The organism is Microvirga sp. Mcv34 (genome assembly GCF_024519725.1).
Taxonomy (GTDB): Bacteria; Pseudomonadota; Alphaproteobacteria; order Rhizobiales; family Beijerinckiaceae; genus Microvirga.
In genome coordinates this window covers 1-18,768 of the sequence record NZ_JALJRK010000028.1, presented here as the reverse complement: position 1 = coordinate 18,768, position 18,768 = coordinate 1, and the positions used below count along the sequence as shown (strand labels likewise).

The following is an 18,768-nucleotide window of genomic DNA, read 5'->3' as shown; positions in this document are numbered from 1 at the left end:
GGCAGGGTGCGATTCGTGATGCGAATAAGGGAGCAGGACATGTACTCATATAATCTGTTCCGAAGCACGAAACCGGACGGGCTGGTATGCGCCGTCCCGGAAGAGCGCTCCGTCCCTGCATTCGTCGTCGAGCCGCATTGGCAATTCGGCGGGCGGATGGAAAGCCAGGACGCGCCTCTCGGGTTTGACCGGAAGGCCGCCATGGAAGGCGTGCGCTTCAACGGTTTCTATCTTTTTGCGAGCTTTCAGAAGGACCGCCCGGGCCATTAGGGTCCGGCCGTTCCCTCGCATGTCCGGCTGACCGCCGGGCATGCCGAACCGACTAAAGAACACCCCGTCCATTCCGATCGAAACTTGATCTTAAGCGGCACCTGTCTTCTATCTGACTGACATTCGCGCCCGCCGCCTTTCATCCCCGATTCGATTGTGAACTCCTCCCTCGCCCTCATCTGGACTATTACGGCTGCAACCACCCTGCTTCAGGCCGGCAATGGTCTGCTCCAAGCGCTTATGCCCCTGCGCATGCAGGCCGAGGGGATCTCGGTCGCATCCATCGGCGTGGTGGCGGCCGCCTACGGGCTCGGCTTCTCGACGGGCTGCTTCCTGGCTCCGAGCTTCATCCGGCATGTGGGCTACATCCGGGCCTTCGCCAGCCTCGCAGCAGTGGTGGCCGTCCTGATCCTTGCGATGACCCAGGCGCATTCCACCTGGGCTTGGATCGTTCTGCGCGGCCTGACCGGGGTCACGCTCGCTTGCATCTTCACCGTGACGGACGGCTGGATCAGCGCCCGCGCCACGTCGAGCCATCGCGGGCGAATCCTGTCGATCTACATGATCTGCACCAAGGTCGCCCTGATGCTGTCACCCCTTGGGATTGGACTCGGCGATATCCGCATGGACGGCCTGTTCATGACCGTGAGCGCCCTGATCACGCTCTCGCTCCTGCCGATCGCAGCAACGACCACGACGGAGCCGGCCGCCCCGCAGGGTGTGCGGATCGAGGTCCGAAAGCTGTTCGCCACCGCACCATCCGCCGTGGTCGGCGCTTTCGTCGTCGGTTTGGTCAACGGCCCGGTCATCGCCATCACGCCCGTCTTCGGCGTCAGCATCGGATTGAGCCAGGATCAGGCCGCCGCGCTTCTCTTCGCCCTGCAGGCCGGCAGCCTCGCCATGCAATGGCCGCTCGGATGGCTCTCCGACCGGGCCGACAGGCGCTATGTGATTGCCGGGTTGGCCGCCGGGACGAGCCTGGTGTCGCTTCTGATCCTCTGGGCCAGCACCCAGGGCGCCAATCTGCTGGTCCTTTGGTCCTTCGCCGCCTGGGGCGGCTTGGCCCTCTGCATCTACTCGGTCTGCGTGGCCCATGCCTGCGACATCGTCGAGCCGGGGCAGATCGTGTCCACCGTCGGGACACTGCTGTTTTCCTGGGCCGCCGGCGTCACCGTCGGCCCCCTGTTCGGCGCTGCCGCCATGGAGATGATGGGGCCGCAGGGCCTGTTCATCTACTCGGGCGTGGCCTCGCTCGGCCTCGTCGCCTTCATCGTAGTGCGGATTCTCCAGGTGGACCGCTCACCGGCCAAGGGAGGCTTCGCCGTCGTCGCGACCACCAGTTCGGCCGCCGCAAGCCTGACGACTCGTGCGGATGTGCAGCCCGCCGAAGAGCTGCCCTCAGTGGCGGACGAGCCTGATCAGAACGGCGAAGCATCCGCCGTGGCACGGGCCGATACGGCCTCGTAGCGGTTGAGGCGCTTGTCGATCATGCCATCGATCTTGTCGTAGACCTCGGCCACGCTGAGCTGGCGGGTCTTCTTGCCGCTCTTGGTGAAGAACAGCGACTTGTTGGACTTGGCGGCCGCCGGGAAGGCGTCCGGAGCGCTCTTCTTCGGAGTATCGTCCACCAGGGCGATGAACCGACTCGCGCTGTCGACGCCGAAGAAGTGTGACAGGTAAAACTCCGATCGGCTCAGCTGCCGCCCAAGCTTGGCTTCGATCTTGGACTTGTCGCGCTTCATCATCTCGGCCGCCATGAGGGCCGAGATATACGGGTTCCGGCGCAGGCCAAGAATGTGCTGGCGCATCGTGGCGTCCGCCACGTCGATCTTGGCCCCCGTGCCTGAGATCGCCTCCGCTTCGGCCGTGAGCCCATGCAGGGGACCGAACGAGCGGACCGCGTCGAGCCAGGTGCTGGTGATGAACTGGAACAGGCCGACGGCGGAAGACGTGGAAGCCTTGTTGCCGGGCAGGAAGCTCGATTCCTTGTCCGCCAGGGCCATCATGTAGACAGGATCGGCCCCGGTGAGCTTGGACGCTCGCAGGATCGTATCGACGATCCAGACGGGGACGCGCATCTCCTCGAATTCCATGAATTCCGTGAGCTCGCGGGAAACCGGCTCCTGGTCACTGACGCTGTCCGAGACCGGTGCATCGGTCAGGGGAATGGACAGGATGATCTGCTTTTGAAGCTCCGCCGTTGTCGTGTCTGCGGCCGCGACCGGAACGATGGCTTCGAGCGGATCGGCATGCGCCGCTTCCTTTCCGAACATGGAGAACGGCGCGTTCCTGCGGGCGGGCGGCAACCGAATGGCGTCCGGCCCGGCGTCGAGGGTCGGCGGCAGAGCCGTCCATGCTTCAGCGGCCGAAGCAGGTGGTGTGTGGACCGCCGTCCCAATGGCAATCGTCAGGCATGCGCTGAGACCAAAGCATTTGGTGAGGTCCAGCAGGGTTTTGCCTCCCTGCGAGGGGAGACGGCAGGCATCAACGAGCGACTGGAAGCCCGTCTTCTTCTCGTTTTCAAGGCAAATAGCCGTCTGCTGGCACGCGTCCTGAGACGCTGTCAGAGCGATTTGCATATGGATAAGTCCCCACAAATGCACCGTTTCTCCGCCACGGCGGGTGCACGGTCGTTCTTCGTTTGACGGGGCAAGTATGTGATGGCCTGATATGTCCAGAATAGGTCAGCTTGGCGTTAAAAATTCGGTTAGGTTCCAAGGTGCGACTATTCGTACGAGTTTATTAATAAGCGTTCATCTTCATTGAAGTCTTGTTTTTCACGGAAAAGCTTTAGCTGTGCCGCAAAGGACTGGGGACGAGATGACGCAGGGTTAATAATACGATGTGTTGAGATGATAATAGCCTAATAAAGTTAACCTTGCGGGAGGTAATACTGGCTTCTGGAGATCTCCTGCGCTCAGGGGGGTACGGCGGCGGCGTTCCTTCCCAGCCCGGCCCTCGGTCGAAACTGGATTTTGCACAGGCGGCAGATCTGGCGGACCGGAGGGCATTTTTCCCTAGTCTTCCCCATATGATACCGTCTGTGCGTCAAGGAGGACGAGCGCGCTCACAATGCTCCACCGCTCTGTCAGCTGCCGTGCAGCGTTGGTTCTGATGTCGTGCCTGGCAAGCTTCGCCGCCGGTGCGCAGGTCCAGACGAGGCCCGCGCGGGTCGCGTCGCTCAACCTCTGCACCGACCAGCTTCTCCTGGCCTTAGCGGACCGGAGCCAGATCTCGTCCCTGAGCCGTCTGGCCGCGGACGCTTCCCTCTCGTTTCTAGCCCACGAGGCCGCCGGACTATCCCGGAACGACGGCGGCGCCGAGGCCCTCCTCTCCGCCAAGCCGGACCTCGTGCTGACGGGCACCTATGGCCGGCAGGAGCAGGTCGCCCTTCTGAGGCGGCAGGGACTGGAGGTGCTGACCTTCGGGCCCTGGACGAGCCTGGAGGACGGACGCGAGCAGATCCGCGCCCTGGCCCGCAGGCTCGGGCACCCGGAACGCGGAGAGGACCTGATTGCCCATATCGACAAGAGCCTTGAGCAGGCGAGGGGAAGCGTTCCGGGGCGACGCAGCATCCTCGTTTACGAGCGAGGTGGCTGGGTCATTGGGCCCCGGTCGCTGCTCGGCGAAATCCTGGTCCAGATGGGTTTCAGACCGCATCAGGAGACTTTGGGGCTGACACAGGGCGGCGTGGCGAGGCTGGAGGCCATCGTGATGGCGCCACCGGATTTCATGCTCGTCGACGAGGCGTCGAGCCGGGCGGTCGACAACGGCACGGCGCTTTTCGCGCATCGTGCCCTTGCCGAGGCGGTGCCGCAGGAGCGGCGCCTGGCGCTTCCCGGCCGCCTGACGATCTGCGGCGGTCCTTCGACCCCCGCGGCCATTGATGCTTTGAGCGCCGAGGTGCGGGCCAAGGTCCGGTGATAGACGGGGCTATTCCAGCCTCAGCTGCAGGGGAGGGGCCGGCTTGAGAAGAATCGGGCAGCCTGCCGCCACGAACACAACGGCGTCGCAAGCCTCCGCGATCCGCTGGTTGAGGCGACCCTGCTCGTCGCGGAAGCGTCGTCCCAAGGGTGTCGCGGGCACGATGCCCTGGCCGACCTCGTTGGAGACCAGGATCAGCGGGCCCCCGGCATCCCGAACGGCCTGAACCAGCCGATCCGCCTCATGGACAGGGTCACGCTCCGCGAGGACGATGTTGGAAAGCCAGAGGGTCAGGCAATCGACCAGCACGGCCTGCCCGGGACCGGCCTGCGCCCGGACGGCCTCCACGAGATCGAGGGGAGCGTCCAGCGTTCGCCACGATTCGTCGCGCTCGGCACGATGCTGGGCAATCCGCTCGCGCATTTCCCCATCATAGGCCTGGGCCGTGGCGATGTAGGTCCGCTCTGGCGATGCGCCCTCGGCGAGCTCCAGCGCGGTGCGGCTTTTACCGGAGCGGGCTCCGCCCAGGACCAGGACGCGGCGAGAGGAGAGCATCGTCGATCAGGCTGTCAGGCGGTTGAGCGGCAGGATCATGTGAACGCACAGGCCTTCCGGACGCCAGTCACGGTCGAGCGTGCCGCCGAGCTGCCCGGTGATGCTCCGCTGCGACAGCTGGGTGCCGAACCCCTCAAAGGTCGGCGGCGTCTCGATATGGGGGCCGCAGGTCTCGGTCCAGTGAAGATCGACATTCTCGTCCTGCACGCTCCACCGGATGGACAATTGGCCCTCCGGGCACGACAGGCAGCCGTATTTGGCCGCATTCGTTGCGAGTTCGTGCAGAACCAGGGCCAAGCTCGTGGTCGTGTTGGATCCGACGAGGACAATCGGTCCTTCGATGGCGATCCTGTTCTGGTCGGCCTGCCGATAGGGCTCGAGAACCGCCTCGATCAGCCGCGCGAGTTCCACGTCCGTGCCCTTGCCCGGCTCGCCCGCCGAGACGGGCTGCACCAGCTCATGAGCCCGCGACAGGGCGCTCAGGCGCCCGCGCAGGGCATTGGCCATGTCCTTCGTGTCCTTCGCCGTGCGGGCGGTCATCGAAACCATGCCGTTGGCGATAGCGAACAGGTTCTTCACGCGATGGTTGAGTTCCCGGGTTAGAAGCTTCTGCGCCTCTTCCAGGGCATGATGCTCGGTGATGTCGCTGACGACGCCGTAGAGGCTGATGGCGCGCCGGGTATTGTCTTCGTTCGCATAGACAGCCTGCCCGTGCGACCGGAACCAGCGAAGCCTTCCATCCGGCAGGATGGCGCGATACTCGCTGTCGTACTTGCCGTCCGATCCGGGAGCAGCGGCCGCTGCGATCCGCTCCTTGACCCCTTCCACATCCTCCGGGTGGATCATCGCCCAGGCGTCTTCCAGGGTCAGGCTGTACAAACCGTTATGGGGAATGTGGTAGAGGGCGCATGAGCCCTCGTCCCAGGTGATCAGGTTCTTGTTCAGGTCGATCTGCCAGGTTCCGAGATCGGCGGCCTCAAGAGCGAGCCGGTACTGGCACTCGAGCAGGCGGATGGTCTCGTCGGCCTTCTTCTGGGCATTGATGTTGGTGCTCGTGCCGAACCAGCGGGTGATTTTTCCCGTCAGGTCCTGGATCGGGATGGCCCGGCTGAGGAACCATTCGTAATCGCCCGCCGCCGTTCTGACCCGGTATTCCCATTCATAATCCTGTCCGGCATCCAGGGACCGGCGCCAATGCTCCAGGACTTCGGGCAGATCGTCAGGATGAATGGCCGCTTCCCAGCCGTTTCCGAGAAGCTGCTCGCTGGAGAGACCCGTGAACTCACGCCACCGGCGGTTCACGTAATCGACGGATCCATCGGGGCGGGAAGACCAGACGAGTTGCGGCAGAGATTCCGCCAGAACAGCAAATTGCGTTTCCGTTTCCTTGAAATCCACTCAAAACTCCCAGGCCCGACCCTGCAGCCAAGTCTCCGATGCAACAGAATCATTGTTGTAGGCCTTTTTCCAGGCTGGCAACCCACATCGGTCGTTCGCGGCGATTTCTCCGGCGAAAGAGTAGCGTCAGCCTGCCGAAACCATTAAAAGGCCCCCGACGTCTGGCGGTTTCTCCGGCCAGAGCATAGATGCAGGACAGCCCTCATACCCGATGCGATCGTTTCCACGTTGAGGCTGATAGACCGTTTTCATGAATGATTTGAGCCCCCGCCCGGTGCCCGAGCCGGAGATGTCCTCTGCCGAAGCCCTTCATCCGAAGGAGCGCCGATCCCGCCGGTTCGCCTGGATTGGGATGGCGGCGAGCGTTCTCCTGTTCGGCGCGTCGTTGGTGGTTCTCTGGCACATCGTATCGGAAATTGACGTCAACGAACTGAAAGCTGCTTTCACGGCCGCCAGCGTGCGCCAGATTGGTCTTGCGGTCCTTCTCACCGCCATCAGCTACAGCCTGCTGACCTGCTACGACGCCATCGCCCTGCGGCAGCTCAAGCTGCAGGTTCCCTACCGAACGACCGCGCTCGCCTCCTTCACAAGCTACGCGGTGAGCTTCACGCTTGGCTTTCCGCTGCTGACGGCCGGCACGGTCCGCTACTGGATCTACTCCCCCAAGGGGGTCAGCCCTGGACGGGTGGCGAGCCTGACCGTGATCGCTGGGGTGACCTTCTGGCTCGGGATGGCGCTGGTCCTCGCCTGGAGCCTGATCAGCAAGGCCGACGAGCTGGCGAGCCTCGTCTATACCCATATCTGGATGAATCAGCTCGTGGGTTTGGGCGCCGCTGTGTTCGTCATCGGCTACATGGTCTGGGTCTCGATCAAGCGCCGCGCCGTGAAGATCCAGGGCTGGAAGCTGGAACTGCCGGGCTTTCGCCTGTCCCTGGCTCAGATCCTGATCGGCGCAGGCGACGTCTGCGCCGGGGCCGGCGTGCTCTTTGTCCTCCTGCCCGGCGGTCATCATCTCAGCTTCGAGACCTTCCTGGCGGTCTATATCTTCGCCGTCATGCTCGGTGTGGCGAGCCATGCGCCGGGTGGGCTCGGAGTCTTCGAGGCCACCATCCTCCTGGCGCTGTCGAACTATCCCCGGGAGCAGGTCCTGGGGGCGCTGCTCCTCTACCGCCTCTGCTATTACCTCGTTCCCTTCGTGATCGCCCTGGCAATCCTCGGGGCCTACGAGATCCGCAACCGCATCCGGGCCGCGCGACTGTCCTTCAAGCCCGACGAGGACGAGTTGACGGGCGAGGTCGAGCTCGGCGGGAGATGACACCGGAGCCGGCCTCCCCTAAAAAGGCGGGCCGCGCCTCCGAGACATTCCCCATGAGCGAACCCGACGGCCTCGCGCCGGATCCCCTCCGACAGAGCGCCTCTCCGATCCGTGATGCCGCCTTGCGCGGAACAGTCGTGACCTGCTTCGTGCTGGTGTCCGTTTCGTTAGCGCGCGGCCACGGGGACTTATGGCTCCTGGTCTGGGCCGCGATCGCCATCCTGGCGGGCTTCCTCGTTGCCGGCCCCAAGCGCGGTCTAGGGCTCGGGACCAAGATCACGTCGCAGCCAAAGGCGAATTCCCGCTCCAGCGTGGCCGAGGCGGTTCTGGCCCAGATTCCGGATCCGGTCATCCTGGTGGGTCAGCGGGCGGTGGTGATCCAGGCAAACCGGGCCGCCTACGATCTTCTGGCGGGACTGAAGACTGGCCACCCCCTGTCCTTCGCCCTGCGCACCCCGGACGTGCTCGACGGCATCCAGGAGGTGATGGACAGCGGCCAAGCCCTCAAGGTCGAGTATTCGGAGCGCATCCCGACGGAGCGGACTTTCGAGGTCCATATCGGCCCCCTGCAAGCGGATGTCGCTGACGCGGACGTGGGTGCGGGCGTGGTCCTGTTCTTCCGCGATCTCACCTCGGCCCGACGGCTGGAGGCCATGCGGGCCGATTTCGTTGCCAATGCGAGCCACGAGCTGCGCACGCCCCTGGCTTCTCTTCTGGGCTTCGTCGAAACCCTTCAGGGGCCTGCCCGTGACGACGCCAAAGCCAGGGAGAAATTCCTCGATATCATGAAGGGCCAGGCGCAGCGCATGAAGCGCCTGATCGACGATCTCCTGTCCCTCTCGCGCATCGAGATGCGTGCCCACCTGTCCCCCACCCAGACGGTCGACCTCGCGGCCATCGCGTCCCAGATGGTGGAAACCCTCTCGCCCCTGGCCAGGGAGAGGGGGGTGGTCATCCAGGCGACCCTGCCGGATAAGCCGGTTCTCGTTCTCGGCGACCGGGACGAGCTCCTGCGCGTTGCCGAGAACCTGATCGAGAACGCGGTCAAATACGGCGAGAGCGGCGGCCGGGTGGACGTGGAGGTCGTCCGGACCGGTGAGCCGGTGCCGCAGGTCGCCTTTTCCGTGCAGGATTACGGCCCGGGCATCGCGCCCGAGCACCTGCCGCGCCTGACCGAGCGGTTCTACCGGGTCGATGTCGCGCAGAGCCGGGACAAGGGCGGAACGGGCCTCGGGCTCGCCATCGTCAAGCACATCGTCAACCGCCACCGCGGCCACCTCGACATCGCGAGCGAGCCGGGGCAGGGCGCCCGCTTCACGGTCCGGCTGCCAGAGGCGAGGCCTCATCCGTAGGGCGGTGGCGCACCTCCCGAGGGATCAAATGGGGGTGTCATTTAATTGTCATCCAACTGTCGTAGAGGAGACATCCGTCGGGCCTAGCTGTCCCATCGCGTGACGCGGCCGAGGCTTCGGGTGCATCGTGCGGAAAAGTGGAAACCGGTTTTCCGCATCAGCGATGCACCAGTAAAGCTGGAGCATCGGATGGATCCCAAAAGTGCAATCCACTTTTGGGTCCGATGCTCTGGGCGGCCTGTCGCGCTTGCATGAACAGGAGACTTATCGTGAAGATTATGTCCTACGCCCTCGCGGCCGGCCTCGCCGTCGCTAGCCTTACGACCACGGCCTCTGCTGCTGACATCACCGGCGCAGGCGCGACCTTCCCGTTCCCGGTCTATTCCAAGTGGGCCGAGGCCTACAAGAAGGAGACGGGCAACGGCATGAATTACCAGTCGATCGGTTCCGGCGGCGGCATCAAGCAAATTCAGGCCAAGACCGTCGATTTCGGCGCCACCGATGCCCCGATGAAGGGTGCGGACCTCGAGAAGAACGGCCTTCTGCAGTTCCCGACCGTGATGGGCGCCGTCGTCCCCGTCGTGAACATCCAGGGCGTCCAGCCCGGCCAGATCAAGCTGACGGGCCAGGTTCTCGCCGACATCTTCCAGGGCAAGATCGCCAAGTGGAACGATCCCAAGATCGCCCAGCTGAACGCCGGCGTGAACCTGCCGAACGCCAACATCACCCCGGTCTACCGCTCCGATGCCTCGGGCACGACCAGCGTGTTCACCACCTACCTGTCGCAGGTCTCCGATGCCTGGAAGGGCGAGCTCGGCGCCGGCACCACAGTCAACTGGCCGATCGGCCAGGGCGGCAAGGGCAACGAGGGCGTCGCCGCGACGGTGAAGCAGGTTCCGAACTCGATCGGCTATGTCGAGTACGCCTACGCCAAGCAGAACAACATTCCCTACATCCTGCTCCAGAACAAGGCCGGCAAGTACCCGCAGCCTGAGATCAAGTCATTCCAGGCCGCCGCCGCCAGCGCCGACTGGTCGTCGGCTCCCGGCTTCGGCATCTCGCTGACCAATCAGGCCGGCGACGACGCCTGGCCGATCACGAACCCCACCTTCATCCTGGTCTACAAGACCGCGGAGAAGCCGGAGCAGACCGCCGAGGTGCTGAAGTTCTTCGAATGGTCCTTCAAGAACGGCGACAAGCTGGCCTCCGACCTCGACTATGTCCCGCTGCCGGACAACGTCGTGGAGCAGATCCGCTCGACCTGGTCGAAGGACATCAAGACCAGCGCCGGCCAGCCCGTCTACAAGATGTAAGCTGGTCCCCGACCTGTTGATGGAGTAAGGCGGATGGCTGTTTTGTCTGATGAGATCATCGTGTCGAACAACATGCAGCCCGTCCGCCGCCGCACGTCACCCGTGTTCGATCAGGGCTTCCGCTGGGCCAGCTACGGCTCTGCCCTGATCGTTCTCGCCGTCCTGGCCGGAATCATCGGCACGATGATTTACGGCGGATGGCCCGCCTTCCAGGAGTTCGGCTTCGGCTTCGTCACGTCCAGCATCTGGAACGTGGGCGGCGAGCAGTTCGGCGCCTGGGTCGCCATCGCCGGCACGTTGACCTCGGCCCTGATCGCCCTCGTGATCGGCGTGCCGATCTCGATCGGGATCGCGATCTTCCTCACGCAGCTCTGTCCGTCCTGGCTCCGGCGCCCGGTCTCGACCGTCATCGAGCTGCTGGCCGCGGTGCCCAGCATCATCTACGGCATGTGGGGCCTCTTCGTCTTCGCCCCGCTCTTCGCCAACTACGTGCAGGTCCCGCTCACAAACATCGTGGAGGGCATGCCGATCCTCGGAACGATCCTCTATGCGCGCGTGCCGTCCGGTGTCGGCATGCTGACGGCGGGAATCATCCTGGCGATCATGATCATTCCTTTCATCGCGTCGATCACGCGCGACATGCTGGACCAGATCCCCAGCATCCTGCGCGAGAGCGCCTACGGCATCGGCTGCACCACGTGGGAAGTGGTGCGCCACGTCCTGCTCCCCCAGGCGGGCGTCAGCATCATCGGCGCCGTCATGCTCGGCCTCGGACGCGCCCTCGGCGAGACGATGGCGGTCACCTTCGTGATCGGAAACGCGAACCGCCTGTCCCTGTCGCTCTTCGATCCGAGCTCGACCATCGCCTCCCGCATCGCGAACGAGTTCAACGAGGCGTCCGGCTTGCATATGAGCGCCCTGCTGGCCCTCGGCTGCATCCTGTTCGTGGTCACTTTCATCGTTCTTGCTCTCGCGCGCCTTCTGATCGCCCGCGTGAAGACCCCCTGAGGTGAAGGATGGATACCGTCATCGACAACCACGCCCCGACTGCTGCTCCCGCGCCCTGGGGCCGTGTGCGCCGCAGCCGCTATCTGGCCGACCGCGTGCTCAAGATCGCCTGCACCCTGTTCACCCTGCTGGGCGCCTTCGTTCTCGGCTGGATCCTGCTGATGCTTCTCTATGAGGGCATCGGCGGCCTTTCGCCCGCCGTGTTCACGGAGACGACTCCGGGGCCCGGAACGCAGGGTGGCGGCATCGCCAACGCCATCGTGGGCAGCCTCGTGCTCACCACACTCGGCATCGTGGTGGCGACGCCCATCGGCGTGCTCGCCGGAACCTACCTGGCCGAATACGGCAAGGGCTCGGTTCTCGCCACGGTCATCCGCTTCGTGAACGACATCCTGCTCGCCGCGCCGAGCATCCTGATCGGTCTCTTCGTCTACATTCTCATGGTGCAGCCGATGGGCGGTTATTCGGGCTGGGCCGGCGGCGTCGCCCTGGCGATCATCGCCATCCCAGTGATCGTCCGTTCGACGGAAGACATGCTGCGCCTCGTGCCGGGATCCCTGCGCGAAGCCGGCGCGGCGCTCGGCGCACCCATGTCCAAGGTGATCGTGAAGATCAGCTGGAAGGCGGCCCGCGCCGGCATGGTGACGGGCGTGATCCTCGCCACCGCGCGTATCGCGGGCGAGACCGCACCGCTCCTCTTCACCGCCCTCAACAACACCTTCTGGTTCAGCCCGACCCTGATGGGCGGCGTCTCGAACCTGCCCGTCACGATCTACCAGTTCGCGCTGGCGCCTTACGAGAACTGGCGCGAGCTCGCCTGGGCCGGCGCCCTCATTATCACCATGTCGATCCTGGCGCTGTCCGTCGTGGCACGCCTGATCCTGAGGAAGGATAGAGTCCGATGAGCACGATTGCCCTCAACACGAGCAGCGCCATCGGAAACGCGGCGGCTGCGGATACCCGAGCGCCGGTGCGCATCGCTGTCAAGAACCTGAACTTCTACTACGGCGATTTCCGCAGCCTGAAGGACGTCTCGATCGATTTCTACGACCGCCAGGTGACGGCCCTCATCGGCCCGTCCGGCTGCGGGAAGTCGACCCTGCTGCGCACCTTCAACCGCATCTACAGCCTCTATCCCGAGCAGCGCGCCGACGGACAGATCCTGCTCGACGGGCAGAACGTGCTTTCGCCCAACGTCGACGTGAACGAGCTGCGCGCCCGCGTCGGCATGGTGTTCCAGAAGCCGACGCCGTTCCCCATGTCGATCTACGACAACATCGCCTTCGGCATCAAACTCTATGAGAGGCTGCCGAAATCCGAGCTGGACGGGCGCGTCGAGGAAGCGCTGCGCAAGGCGGCTCTCTGGGACGAGGCGAAGGACAAGCTGCGCCAGTCGGGCATGGGCCTGTCGGGCGGCCAGCAGCAGCGCCTGTGCATCGCGCGCACCATCGCGCAGCGGCCGGAGGTGATCCTGCTCGACGAGCCGACCTCGGCGCTCGATCCGATCTCGACGGGCAAGATCGAGGAGCTGATCGAGCAGCTCCGCTCGGAATTCACCATCGTGATCGTGACGCACAACATGCAGCAGGCGGCGCGCATCTCGCAGTTCACGGCGTTCATGTATCTCGGCGAGCTCATTGAGTTCGGGCCGACCACCAAGATGTTCATGAACCCGACCAAGAAACAGACTCAGGATTACATCACGGGCCGCTTCGGCTGACCGAAGCGCTTCAAGGGAGGCCTATCCCATGGCGGAGCATATCGTCAGCTCCTACGACAACGACCTGCAGGGTCTCCGGCAGCGCATCTCCGAGATGGGCGGCATCGCCGAGAAGATGCTGGTCGATTCCATCGTGGCCCTCGTGCGCCACGACAGGGCGCTCGCTCAGGTGGTCGTGGCGTCCGACAAGCGCCTCGACGTGCTGCAGCGGGAGGTGGAGGAGAATGCGATCCTCACCATCGCGCGGCGCCAGCCGCTCGCGGTCGACCTGCGCGAGACCATCTCGGCGATCCGCATCTCCGGCGACGTCGAGCGCATCGGCGACATGGCGAAGAATATCGGCAAGCGGGCCCTTGCCATCGGCGACGACTTCCAGCCGCAGAAGATCGTCGTCGGGCTCCAGCACATGGGCGACCTGGTGCTCGGGCAGCTCAAGGACGTGCTCGACGCCTATGCGCAGAAGGACACCGCGAAGGCCCTCGACGTGTGGAAGCGGGACGGCGCCATCGACGCGCTCTACACCTCCCTGTTCCGCGAGCTCCTGACCTACATGATGGAGGATCCGCGCAACATCTCGTTCTGCACGCATCTTCTCTTCTGCGCCAAGAACATCGAGCGCATCGGCGACCATACCACCAACATTGCCGAGACCGTTCACTACCTCGTCACGGGCGAAACATTGGCCATCGACCGGCCTAAGAACGACCGCTCCATCGACGCGACGGTCGCACCCGGAGCCTGAACCATGGGACCTCGCGTTCTGATCGTCGAGGACGAAGAACCGCTGATGCTGCTCCTGCGCTACAACCTCGAGGCCGAAGGCTACGAGGTGGACGGCGTCTCACGGGGCGACGAGGCGGAGATCCGCCTGCGCGAGCAGGTTCCCGACATCGTGCTGCTCGATTGGATGCTGCCGGGCCTGTCCGGGATCGAGCTCTGCCGCCGCATCCGGGCCCGCACGGAAACCGAGCGCCTGCCGGTGATCATGCTCACGGCCCGGGGTGAGGAGGGCGACCGGATCCGCGGCCTCTCGACCGGCGCCGACGACTACATCGTCAAGCCTTTCTCGGTGCCGGAGCTGCTGGCGCGGGTCCGCGCGCTTCTGCGCCGGGCGAAGCCCGCCCATATCGCGACGCTTCTCAGGGCCGGGGACATCGAGCTCGACCGTGAGACCCACCGCGTGCGCCGCGCCGGACAGGAGCTCCATCTGGGGCCGACCGAGTTCCGTCTCCTCGAATTCCTGATGCAGAGCCCCGGCCGCGTCTTTTCCCGCGAGCATCTGCTCAACGCCGTCTGGGGCCACGACGTCTATATCGACGAGCGCACCGTGGACGTGCATGTGGGCCGCCTGCGCAAGGCCATCAACCTGCCCCGCCGGCCCGACCCCATCCGGACCGTGCGCGGCGCCGGCTATTCCTTCGACGAAACCTTCGCCCGCGAGGAGCAGGCGCTGGACGCCTGAAGCATTCAGCAGTCGGCCTCATCAATCTTTGTCCTCATCCTGAGGAGCCGCTGAAAGCGGCGTCTCGAAGGAGGATCCCGAGGACACTGGAACCGCCCTCGTCCTTCGAGACGGATTGCTGGCGCAATCCCCTCAGGATGAGGGCTCGGAAAAGCAGACAGACGAGCCAGACCCGAGAAATTAAAACAAAAAGGCCGCGCTGAGATCCATCAGCGCGGCCTTTTGCTTGGGGAATTTCGATTCTAAGCGCGGGCCAGCTTCCGCTCACGCTTGCGGTCGGCCACCGGCTGGTAGGCGATGCGGGCGTGGTGGGTGCAGTAGGGCAGCCCCGTGATCGAGCGGGCGCCGCAGAAGCGGAATTCCGGCTTCGTCGGGTCGCCCATCGGCCAGCGGCACATGGACTCGCGCAGGTCCATGATGGTCACGCGCTCGGACATGGGAATGGCGACGTCGTCCTCGACATAGGCCACGGGCGCCTCGGCCACAGGCTGCATCGGGATTGGAGCCAGCACCACGTTGTTGGCGTGGGGCTGGGGCGTGATCGGGGCCGGGGCGCTCGGGGCGCGGGTCGCCTTGCGCGGGCGCGCGGCCACGGAAGCGGCCGGTTTCGCATCCTTGGCTCGGCCCGACAGGCCGAGGCGGTGAACCTTGCCGATCACCGCGTTGCGGGTGACGTTGCCAAGCTCGGCGGCGATCTGGCTCGCGCTCAAACCATCGGTCCAGAGCTTCTTGAGAAGCTCGACCCGCTCGTCCGTCCAAGTTCCACCCGCATCCATCATTTTTAAACTCGCCTCCATCGTGTCGGGCTTTCAAGCTCAGAATCCCAGATGCCTCGCGGACAGGGTTTGATGTCCGACCGCGTTGCGAGGATCGCTCCTGAGGGTGAATGCCGCCGCACGAATGCTGTACTCGACTGCCCTGAAGTTACAGGATGGGTGGACTCCGGCGCAAGAGTCCCCGAACAGGCCATGTCGTTTTCCCCAAGGAACTCGCCCCAGGCAAAAATTCCTTGTGATGAGTGACTTCATTTCTCTTGAATTGACAGGGTCTCGCACCTCGTTAGAATCCCCGCCGTGCCGCCCTCGATGGGGCGGCGCTTTCTTTTTCGGCCCCGGGTGCGACCTTGGGCCTCTCTAGGCGGAGACAACCCGTGACATCGCCATTGCTGCCGACTTTTGCCCGCGCCGAGCTTTCCTTCGAGAAGGGAGAGGGCCCCTGGCTCTACGGCCGAGATGGCGAGCGATACCTGGATTTCGGCGCCGGCATCGCGGTGAACGCCCTCGGCCACGCCCACCCGCATCTGGTGAAGGCCCTGACCGAGCAGGCCTCCAAGATCTGGCACAGCTCCAACCTGTTCCAGATCCCCGAGGGCGAGCGTCTCGCCCAGCGGCTGGTCGACAACACCTTCGCGGATTTCGTCTTCTTCACCAATTCGGGCGCCGAGGCGAACGAGGCGGCGATCAAGATGGCGCGCCGCTATCACCATGTGAACGGCAACCCCGAGCGCTTCCACATCGTGACCTTCGAGGGCGCCTTCCACGGGCGGACCCTGGGCACCATCGCGGCCGGCGGCCAGGCCAAGTATCTGGAAGGCTTCGGGCCCAAGGTGCAGGGCTTCGACCAGGTTCCCGTGGAGGACCTGGAGGCCCTGAAGGCCGTCATCGGCCCTCAGACGGCGGCCCTGATGATCGAGCCGATCCAGGGTGAGGGCGGCGTCCGCAGCGTCTCGCCCGCCTTCCTGCGCGAGCTGCGCGCCCTGTGCGACCAGAATGGTCTGCTCCTGATCTTCGACGAGATCCAGACCGGCGTCGGCCGCACCGGCAAGCTCTTCGCCTATGAATGGAGCGGGGTGACCCCCGACATCATGACGGTCGCCAAGGGCATCGGCGGCGGCTTCCCGCTGGGCGCCTGCCTCGCCACGGCGGAGGCCGGCAAGGGGCTGACCCTCGGCACCCACGGCACGACCTTCGGCGGCAACCCGCTTGCCATGGCGGTCGGGAATGCCGTGCTCGACGTGATCCTGGAGCCCGGCTTCCTGGAGGGCGTCGAGCGCAAGGGCCTGCTGCTCAAGCAGCGCCTCGCCGAGCTGAAAGACCGCCATCCGAGCGTCATCGCCGAGGTGAGGGGGCAGGGGCTCATGATGGGCCTGCGCACCGTCGTCCCCAACACGGATTTCGTCAACGCCGCCCGCGAGCAGAAGCTCATCGTGATCGGGGCCGGCGACAACGTCGTCCGACTTCTGCCGCCGCTGATCATCACGGAAGCCGATCTCGGAGAAGCCATCAATCGTCTGGACGCCGCCTGTGCGGCCATCGAGGCTGAGCAGAAGACCACCGCTCAGCCGGGAGCAGTTCAATGAAGACCCGCCATTTCCTCGATCTCAGCGATTTTTCCGGCGCGGAGATCCGGCACCTCCTGAATATCGGCCTGGAGCTCAAGGCCAAGCGCCGCCGCGGCGAGAAGCCCAAGGACCGGCCGCTCGAGGGCAAGGTCCTGGCGATGGTGTTCGACAAGCCGTCCACCCGCACCCGCGTGTCTTTCGACGTGGGCATGCGCGAGCTCGGCGGCGAGACCCTCATGCTCACCGGCAAGGAAATGCAGCTCGGCCGTGGTGAGAGCATCGCCGACACGGCCCGCGTCCTCTCGCGCTACGTGGACGCCATCATGATCCGCACCCTCGATCATGCCATGGTGACGGAACTGGCCGAATATGCCTCGATCCCGGTGATCAACGGCCTGACCAAGACCACGCATCCGTGCCAGATCATGGCCGACATCATGACCTTCGAGGAGCATCGCGGCTCTATTCAAGGCCGGACAATCGCCTGGACGGGCGATGCCAACAACGTGCTGGCCTCCTGGATCCATGCGGCGGCGCGCCTCGATTTCACCCTGAAGATCGCTTCCCCGCCGGAACTTGCCCCGCGCCCGGAGCTTTTGTCCTGGGCGAAACAGGAAGGGGCCAGGATCAGCGTGACCACCGATGCCTTCGAGGCCGCCGAGGGCGCCCATGCGATCGTCACCGATTGCTGGGTGTCCATGGGCGACGACGACGAGTTCCGCCGCCAGAACCTGCTCAAGCCCTATCAGGTCAACGGCAGGCTCATGGGCGTGGCCGACAAGGACGCGATCTTCATGCATTGCCTTCCCGCCCATCGCGGCGAGGAGGTGACGGATGAGGTCATGGACGGTCCGCAATCCGTAGTCTTCGACGAGGCCGAGAACCGGCTTCACGCACAGAAGGGCATCCTGGCCTGGTGCCTGGGAGCGGCAAACGCATGAGTTCAGCTTCGCTTGAAGGAAACGACGACGTCGTCCTGCCGTTCGCGGTCGAGCCTCTCGACGTGCGCGGGCGCGTGGTGCGTCTCGGAGCCTCCATCGACACGATCCTGGCCCGCCACGGCTATCCCGACCAGGTGGCCCGCGTCATCGGCGAGGCCGCGGCTCTGACGGTCATGCTCGGCGCATCCCTCAAGCTCGAGGGGCGCTTCCAGCTGCAGACGAAGACCGACGGCATCATCGACATGGTGGTGGTCGATTTCAACGCGCCGGACCGCCTGCGCGCCACCGCCCGGTTCGACAAGGACAAGCTCGAGGCCCTCGAATCTGCTTCGATCGGCACGGGTGAGCTCCTCGGCACGGGCTATCTGGCCATGACCATCGACCAGGGCTCCGAGCGCAGCCGCTACCAGGGCGTCGTCGCCCTCGAAGGCCAGGGGTTCGAAGAAGCGGCGCATCAGTATTTCCGCCAGTCCGAGCAGATCCCCACGCAGGTACGCCTCGCGGTGGCCGAGCAGTTCGAGAACGGCCGCCATACCTATCGCGCGGGCGGCCTCATGATCCAGTTCCTGCCCTCCTCGCCGGAGCGCCTGCGGCAGGCGGATCTCGATCCCGGCGATATCCCGGAGGGACATCCCTCCCACGATCTCGCCACGCCGTCCGAGGACGATGCTTGGCTCGAAGCCAAGTCCCTGGTCGGCACGGTCGAGGATCACGAGCTGGTCGATCCGACCGTTTCCAGCGAGACGCTGCTCTACCGCCTGTTCCACGAGCGCGGCGTGCGCGTCTTCGAGGGCCAGCACGTGCATGAGGAGTGCACCTGCTCGCACGAGCGCATCATGGGCATGATGCGCCGCTTCTCGGCGGAAGACCGTCGCGACATGGGCGGCGACAACGGTCGCATCGGCATCACCTGCGAGTTCTGCTCGCGCTTCTACGATCTCGATCCGGCCGATGTGGAAGCCGAGATCGCAAAGTCCGAAGCATCTGACTAACCACGCTTAAATCGGCCCACCAACACCCTCTCACCTCATCCTGAGGAGGTCGCGTAGCGACCGTCTCGAAGGAGGTTCCAGCGAGCACTGGACGCTCCTTCGAGACGCAGACTGCGTCTGCTCCTCAGCGACTGTGTTTTTCGTCAAGCGTTTTGCCACGGGGTCTGATCGCGTAGG

The 18,768-nt window shown here is 64.7% G+C and carries 18 protein-coding genes; 14 read left to right on the top strand and 4 right to left on the bottom strand.

Translation table 11 applies throughout. The features are described from left to right. Positions 1 to 39: 39 nt before the first annotated feature. Both OC446_RS15865 and OC446_RS15860 read left to right on the top strand, forming a co-directional pair. Positions 40 to 270, top strand: a complete 231-nt coding sequence (locus tag OC446_RS15865; RefSeq protein WP_262029987.1) for a hypothetical protein — start codon at positions 40 to 42, stop codon at positions 268 to 270. A 156-nt stretch (positions 271 to 426) separates the two neighbouring features. Further along, positions 427 to 1,737: an MFS transporter gene (locus tag OC446_RS15860; protein WP_262029986.1), complete on the top strand. Its 1,311-nt coding sequence runs from the start codon at positions 427 to 429 to the stop codon at positions 1,735 to 1,737. Here OC446_RS15860 and OC446_RS15855 read toward each other — a convergent pair. Next, on the bottom strand, positions 1,689 to 2,849 hold the full coding sequence (locus OC446_RS15855; protein ID WP_262029985.1) for a lytic transglycosylase domain-containing protein: 1,161 nt from the start codon (positions 2,847 to 2,849) through the stop codon (positions 1,689 to 1,691). The genes OC446_RS15860 and OC446_RS15855 overlap by 49 nt on opposite strands. Before the next feature lie 535 nt (positions 2,850 to 3,384). On the opposite strand from OC446_RS15855, the gene OC446_RS15850 reads away from it, so the two are divergent. After that, positions 3,385 to 4,194, top strand: coding sequence for an ABC transporter substrate-binding protein (locus tag OC446_RS15850; protein ID WP_262029984.1), 810 nt, complete (start codon positions 3,385 to 3,387; stop codon positions 4,192 to 4,194). Positions 4,195 to 4,203: 9 nt separating this feature from the next. Here OC446_RS15850 and cobU read toward each other — a convergent pair whose 3' ends face one another. Continuing rightward, positions 4,204 to 4,749, bottom strand: a complete 546-nt coding sequence (cobU, locus tag OC446_RS15845) for a bifunctional adenosylcobinamide kinase/adenosylcobinamide-phosphate guanylyltransferase (protein WP_262029983.1) — start codon at positions 4,747 to 4,749, stop codon at positions 4,204 to 4,206. 6 nt (positions 4,750 to 4,755) lie between these two features. Then, a complete protein-coding gene (locus tag OC446_RS15840; protein ID WP_262029982.1) occupies positions 4,756 to 6,147 on the bottom strand; it encodes a sensor histidine kinase in 1,392 nt (463 codons plus the stop codon). A 289-nt stretch (positions 6,148 to 6,436) separates the two neighbouring features. On the opposite strand from OC446_RS15840, the gene OC446_RS15835 reads away from it, so the two are divergent. The 8 genes from OC446_RS15835 to phoB all read left to right on the top strand — a co-directional run bounded on the left by OC446_RS15835 (position 6,437) and on the right by phoB (position 14,317). Continuing rightward, a complete protein-coding gene (locus tag OC446_RS15835; protein WP_262029981.1) occupies positions 6,437 to 7,462 on the top strand; it encodes a lysylphosphatidylglycerol synthase domain-containing protein in 1,026 nt (341 codons plus the stop codon). A gap of 53 nt (positions 7,463 to 7,515) precedes the next feature. Beyond that, the gene (locus OC446_RS15830; RefSeq protein ID WP_262029980.1) at positions 7,516 to 8,814 is read left to right on the top strand and encodes an ATP-binding protein; all 1,299 of its coding nucleotides are present in this window, start codon (positions 7,516 to 7,518) and stop codon (positions 8,812 to 8,814) included. Positions 8,815 to 9,083: 269 nt separating this feature from the next. Continuing rightward, the gene (gene pstS / locus OC446_RS15825) at positions 9,084 to 10,127 is read left to right on the top strand and encodes a phosphate ABC transporter substrate-binding protein PstS (protein ID WP_262029979.1); all 1,044 of its coding nucleotides are present in this window, start codon (positions 9,084 to 9,086) and stop codon (positions 10,125 to 10,127) included. A 72-nt stretch (positions 10,128 to 10,199) separates the two neighbouring features. After that, positions 10,200 to 11,135 carry a phosphate ABC transporter permease subunit PstC gene (gene pstC, locus OC446_RS15820; RefSeq protein ID WP_262030031.1) on the top strand — a complete coding sequence of 312 codons (936 nt, stop codon included), beginning with the start codon at positions 10,200 to 10,202 and terminating at the stop codon, positions 11,133 to 11,135. 8 nt (positions 11,136 to 11,143) lie between these two features. After that, positions 11,144 to 12,040 (top strand): phosphate ABC transporter permease PstA, encoded by an 897-nt coding sequence (gene pstA, locus OC446_RS15815; RefSeq protein ID WP_262029978.1) that lies wholly within the window; start codon positions 11,144 to 11,146, stop codon positions 12,038 to 12,040. Continuing rightward, positions 12,037 to 12,855: a phosphate ABC transporter ATP-binding protein PstB gene (gene pstB, locus OC446_RS15810; RefSeq protein ID WP_262029977.1), complete on the top strand. Its 819-nt coding sequence runs from the start codon at positions 12,037 to 12,039 to the stop codon at positions 12,853 to 12,855. Before pstA ends, pstB begins: the two co-directional genes overlap by 4 nt. A gap of 28 nt (positions 12,856 to 12,883) precedes the next feature. Beyond that, positions 12,884 to 13,597 carry a phosphate signaling complex protein PhoU gene (phoU, locus tag OC446_RS15805; protein ID WP_262029976.1) on the top strand — a complete coding sequence of 238 codons (714 nt, stop codon included), beginning with the start codon at positions 12,884 to 12,886 and terminating at the stop codon, positions 13,595 to 13,597. Positions 13,598 to 13,600: 3 nt separating this feature from the next. Then, positions 13,601 to 14,317, top strand: coding sequence for a phosphate regulon transcriptional regulator PhoB (gene phoB, locus OC446_RS15800; RefSeq protein WP_262029975.1), 717 nt, complete (start codon positions 13,601 to 13,603; stop codon positions 14,315 to 14,317). Positions 14,318 to 14,559: 242 nt separating this feature from the next. Here phoB and OC446_RS15795 read toward each other — a convergent pair whose 3' ends face one another. Next, positions 14,560 to 15,096, bottom strand: a complete 537-nt coding sequence (locus tag OC446_RS15795) for a GcrA family cell cycle regulator (protein WP_262029974.1) — start codon at positions 15,094 to 15,096, stop codon at positions 14,560 to 14,562. A 371-nt stretch (positions 15,097 to 15,467) separates the two neighbouring features. On the opposite strand from OC446_RS15795, the gene OC446_RS15790 reads away from it, so the two are divergent. The 3 genes from OC446_RS15790 to OC446_RS15780 are packed head-to-tail and all read left to right on the top strand — an operon-like array spanning position 15,468 to position 18,591. Next, positions 15,468 to 16,676: an aspartate aminotransferase family protein gene (locus OC446_RS15790; protein WP_262029973.1), complete on the top strand. Its 1,209-nt coding sequence runs from the start codon at positions 15,468 to 15,470 to the stop codon at positions 16,674 to 16,676. Beyond that, on the top strand, positions 16,673 to 17,599 hold the full coding sequence (argF, locus tag OC446_RS15785; protein WP_262029972.1) for an ornithine carbamoyltransferase: 927 nt from the start codon (positions 16,673 to 16,675) through the stop codon (positions 17,597 to 17,599). Before OC446_RS15790 ends, argF begins: the two co-directional genes overlap by 4 nt. After that, positions 17,596 to 18,591 (top strand): Hsp33 family molecular chaperone, encoded by a 996-nt coding sequence (locus tag OC446_RS15780; protein WP_262029971.1) that lies wholly within the window; start codon positions 17,596 to 17,598, stop codon positions 18,589 to 18,591. Before argF ends, OC446_RS15780 begins: the two co-directional genes overlap by 4 nt. Positions 18,592 to 18,768 lie beyond the last annotated feature (177 nt).